Origin of the sequence: Brachyspira sp., assembly GCF_050873525.1 — a bacterium.
Classification (GTDB): domain Bacteria; phylum Spirochaetota; class Brachyspiria; order Brachyspirales; family Brachyspiraceae; genus Brachyspira.
Window position 1 is genome coordinate 1 of record NZ_JBNMIZ010000228.1, and the last position, 4,046, is coordinate 4,046.

Below are 4,046 nucleotides of genomic sequence, written 5' to 3' on the forward strand. Positions count from 1 at the left end.
CCATATTTCCGCAAAGTTGAATTTCGATTATAACCGTTTGATTGTTTTTTGTCTTCGCTTTAATATCAATAATCGATTCTTTTAAATCAATATTTTCCGAAAGATTATAAGGGTCGATTATTTCCAAATCTTTAACTTCTTCAAAATTGAAATCTCTTAAAGCGGCGTTAACCATATCTTCAAGCACTTTTTCGTTTCCATTTTTGCCGAGCAGAAATCGGACAAATAAGTCGTTTAGTTTGTTAATCTCTCTATTTCTATTTATTTTTCTCTTCATAAGAATATTATAACAGAATAATTTAATTTGTCAAAGAGATTCAATAATTACTTAAAAAATTAGTTGATATAATATAAATAAACGCTTGACAAAAAATAAAATCTCTCTTAATTTTAATACATTAATTATATACAAAAATAAATAACAAATGAAAATATTAGCTATAGATACTTCCTGCGATGATACTTCCGTTGCGATAGTTGAAAACGGAAATGAAGTTTTGGCTTCGGTTTTAAGTTCTTCCATAGACGCTTATAAAGAATTTCAAGGCGTAGTCCCAGAAATAGCTGCGAGAAAACATATAGAAGCGATAATATATGTTATGGATAAAGCTTTGAAAGACGCAAGCCTAAAATTAAAAGATATAGATTTATTTGCCGTAACGAATAGACCGGGACTTTTGGGTTCGCTTTTGGTTGGAGTTGGGACGGCTAAAGGATTGTCGTTTGCAATGCGAAAACCTTTGATAGCTTTAGATCATATAGCCTCTCATATTTATTCCCCGCATCTTACTAACGAAATAGAATTTCCTTATATAGCTTTAGTTGTATCGGGCGGACATACGATAATAACGGAAGTTCATTCGCATGGAGAATATAAAATCGTTGGAACTACTTTGGACGATGCCGTTGGAGAAGCCTACGATAAAGTTTCAAAATTTTTAAATCTTGGTTATCCAGGCGGACCGATAATAGACAAGCTCGCTCAAAAAGGAGATAAAAACGCGATTAAATATCCTTTGATACTTTTAAGCGGAGCGGATGAATTTAATTTTTCTTACAGCGGATTAAAAACGGCATGCGTCTATTCTACAAAAAAATATTTAAAAGAAAATTATGAAGCGACAAACGAAAATATAGCGGCGGCTTTTCAAATTAGCGCGATAGAACCTTTATATATAAAAACTTTAAAATATGCGGAAAGAAGCGGAATAAAAAGAGTGACGATTTCTGGCGGAGTGGCATGCAATAGTTATTTGAGAGCGCGATTTTCAAACTCAAAAGATTTTGAATGCTATTTGCCCGAATTAAAATACACAACCGATAACGCGGCGATGGTTGGCGGACTTGCATATTATATGAAAGATAAAATTGAATACGCCGATTATAATTTGGATTGTTTTTCGAGAGTTTTAAATAAAAAGTATAATAGTAAAAAGAAAAATTCTAGATAGTATTCTTATTTTAATCTACTTCAAAATAAATAATTGATATTTTAGTCAAATGCTTTATAATGATAAAAATAAACATGAGAAAACAATATGACTAACCATAAAATATATTTCGGCGACAGTAGAAGACTTAACAAAATTCCAGATAAATCCGTCCAGCTGATTATAACCTCGCCTCCGTATTGGCAATTAAAAGATTATGGAACGCATAACCAAATTGGATTTAACGACAGCTACGAAGAATATATAAATAATTTAAATCTCGTATGGATGGAATGCGATAGAGTTTTATCGGACGGTTGCAGATTATGTATAAATATCGGCGACCAATTTTCCCGCTCGGTTTATTACGGCAGATATAAAGTAGTGCCGATAAGAACGGAGATTATAAGATTTTGCGAAACTTTGAAATTGGATTATATGGGAGCTATAATTTGGCAAAAAGCTACAACGATGAATACCACGGGCGGCGGAGCTGTAATGGGAAGTTTTCCTTATCCTCGAAACGGAATTCTTAAAATTGATTACGAATTTATTTTGATATTTAAAAAATTAGGAAATCCTCCAAAACCAACTTTAGAACAAAAACAAAATTCTATTCTTACAAAAGAAGAATGGAATCAATATTTTTCATCTCATTGGAATTTTAGCGGAGTAAAACAGTCCGAACATATTGCAATGTTTCCCGAAGAATTGCCAAAAAGATTAATAAAAATGTTTTCTTTTGCGGGCGAGACGATTTTTGACCCGTTTTTGGGAAGCGGAACCACATCTTTAGCCGCAAAAAATTTGGGAAGAAATTCTATAGGATACGAAATCAACAGAGAGTTTGAACCAATTATTAAAGAAAAATTAAATATAAATCAATTAAGTTTTGACTCCGATACGATTGAATTTTTGGAAGATAATAATAAAGATTATTCTTTCGACAAACTGCCTTATATATTTTCCGACCCTCATAAACTTGATAAAAAAATCGATATTAAAAAAGTAAAATTCGGTTCTAAAATCGATAAAAATAAAAACGAAAATAAGAGAGAATTATTTTCCGTAAAAGATGTCGTCTCTCCGAATAAAATTATTTTGAATAACGGGCTCGAAATTAAACTTCTTGGAATAAAAGAAAAAGAAAATTTCAAACCTCAAGCGATTAATTATTTGAAAGAAAAATTTAATAAACGAAAAATATTTTTGAAATACGATTCACAGAAATACGATAAGAATAATAATTTAATGTGTTATGTGTATTTGGATAATAAAACTTTTGTCAATAATCATTTGATAAGAACGGGTTATGTCGATGTCGAAATGAATTTTGATTATTCTTGTAAAAATAAATTTCTTAAATCATCAAAATGCAAATATTAATTTATAAATTCTCATTCATAATATCCGAAATAAGCGAAAAATATTTATTAGTAATTTTTTTTATATTCTCGCCCGCGTTTATCTGAACATAACCGTCATATTTTTTTATCATTTCAATATCGTTATTCGAGTCGCCTGCCGTAAATATTTTTTCAATTTTATTTTTTAATTTATTTTCCAAAAAAGCTATTCCGTTCGCTTTGCTTACTTTTTTACCTACTATATCGACAGTTCTTATATTTCCGTAAGCTATGACTTCTTTAAAATTATCGTTTATAAAGTCCGCAACAGTTTTTGTTTTTTCAATGTTATTAGTCATTTTATTTATTTGGATAATATTTTTTATCGAATCAATTTCTTCTATATCAATTATCTTTCCGATTTTGAAAGCGTCAGAATATAAAATATCGTTTTTCACTTTTGATTGAACGGATATAATGCATTCATCGGTTGCAATTTCCACAGTCGCGCCGAATTTATCAAATATTGATTTTACCACTTTATACGCTTCGCTTTCGTCAATGGTTTCTTTAAAAATAATTTTTCTTTCATTATCGAAAATCAAAGCGCCATTATTTGCCATCAAATAATCGAAACCTATATTATATTTTTCTATCTGCTCGAATATTGAAAATTTATTTCTTCCCGTAGCTATTGCAAAAATATTTCCAGCCTCTCTCCATCTTTTTATCGCGTCCAAAACTTTTTCGTCTATATGTTCGTTTATATAAAGCGTCATATCGTAATCGCTTACAAATAATTTCATTGAATCAATCCTTTTTTATTCGCCAATAATTTTTATCAAAACTCTTTTATTTCTTTTTCCGTCATATTCTCCGTAAAAAATCTGTTCCCAAGTTCCAAAATCCAATTTTCCATTTGTAATAGCGACAACTACTTCTCGTCCCATGATTTGTCTTTTCATGTGAGCGTCAGCGTTGTCTTCGTAGCCGTTATGTTTATATTGACTATGCGGTTTTTCGGGAGCTAATTTTTCAAGCCAAACTTCAAAATCGTTATGAAGTCCGCTTTCGTCATCGTTTATAAATACGCTTGCCGTTATATTCATAGCGTTGCATAAAACCAAGCCTTCTTTAATTCCGCTTTCTTCCAAACATTTTTGAACTTCTGGAGTTATATTTATGTAGCCTCGTCTTTTCGGATAATTAATATCCAATACTTTTCTGTAAGATTTCATTTTAATCTCCGATTTAATAATTCTTTTTATAA

General features: G+C 30.5%; 5 protein-coding genes. 2 read left to right on the plus strand and 3 right to left on the minus strand.

The features are described 5' to 3' along the window. Positions 1 to 277: PD-(D/E)XK nuclease family transposase (locus tag ACR0QS_RS11660; RefSeq protein WP_432633623.1), on the minus strand; the 277-nt coding region annotated here is incomplete at its 3' end. A gap of 148 nt (positions 278 to 425) precedes the next feature. Between ACR0QS_RS11660 and tsaD the strand changes: the two genes are divergently transcribed. Together tsaD and ACR0QS_RS11670 are read left to right on the plus strand one after the other, a co-directional pair. Continuing rightward, on the plus strand, positions 426 to 1,451 hold the full coding sequence (tsaD, locus tag ACR0QS_RS11665) for a tRNA (adenosine(37)-N6)-threonylcarbamoyltransferase complex transferase subunit TsaD (RefSeq protein ID WP_432633624.1): 1,026 nt from the start codon (positions 426 to 428) through the stop codon (positions 1,449 to 1,451). 87 nt (positions 1,452 to 1,538) lie between these two features. After that, positions 1,539 to 2,816: a DNA methyltransferase gene (locus tag ACR0QS_RS11670; RefSeq protein ID WP_432633625.1), complete on the plus strand. Its 1,278-nt coding sequence runs from the start codon at positions 1,539 to 1,541 to the stop codon at positions 2,814 to 2,816. 1 nt (position 2,817) lies between these two features. Here the strand turns inward: ACR0QS_RS11670 and ACR0QS_RS11675 are convergent, their stop codons facing one another. Beyond that, positions 2,818 to 3,582: an HAD family hydrolase gene (locus ACR0QS_RS11675; protein WP_432633626.1), complete on the minus strand. Its 765-nt coding sequence runs from the start codon at positions 3,580 to 3,582 to the stop codon at positions 2,818 to 2,820. Positions 3,583 to 3,597: 15 nt separating this feature from the next. Then, positions 3,598 to 4,014 carry a secondary thiamine-phosphate synthase enzyme YjbQ gene (locus ACR0QS_RS11680; RefSeq protein ID WP_432633627.1) on the minus strand — a complete coding sequence of 139 codons (417 nt, stop codon included), beginning with the start codon at positions 4,012 to 4,014 and terminating at the stop codon, positions 3,598 to 3,600. Positions 4,015 to 4,046 lie beyond the last annotated feature (32 nt).

Bases quoted from the DNA above. Each gene is read 5' to 3' on its own strand.
- tsaD (WP_432633624.1), top strand. From the start codon at position 426: ATGAAAATATTAGCTATAGATACTTCCTGCGATGATACTTCCGTTGCG.
- ACR0QS_RS11670 (WP_432633625.1), top strand. From the start codon at position 1,539: ATGACTAACCATAAAATATATTTCGGCGACAGTAGAAGACTTAACAAA.
- ACR0QS_RS11675 (WP_432633626.1), bottom strand. From the start codon at position 3,582: ATGAAATTATTTGTAAGCGATTACGATATGACGCTTTATATAAACGAA.
- ACR0QS_RS11680 (WP_432633627.1), bottom strand. From the start codon at position 4,014: ATGAAATCTTACAGAAAAGTATTGGATATTAATTATCCGAAAAGACGA.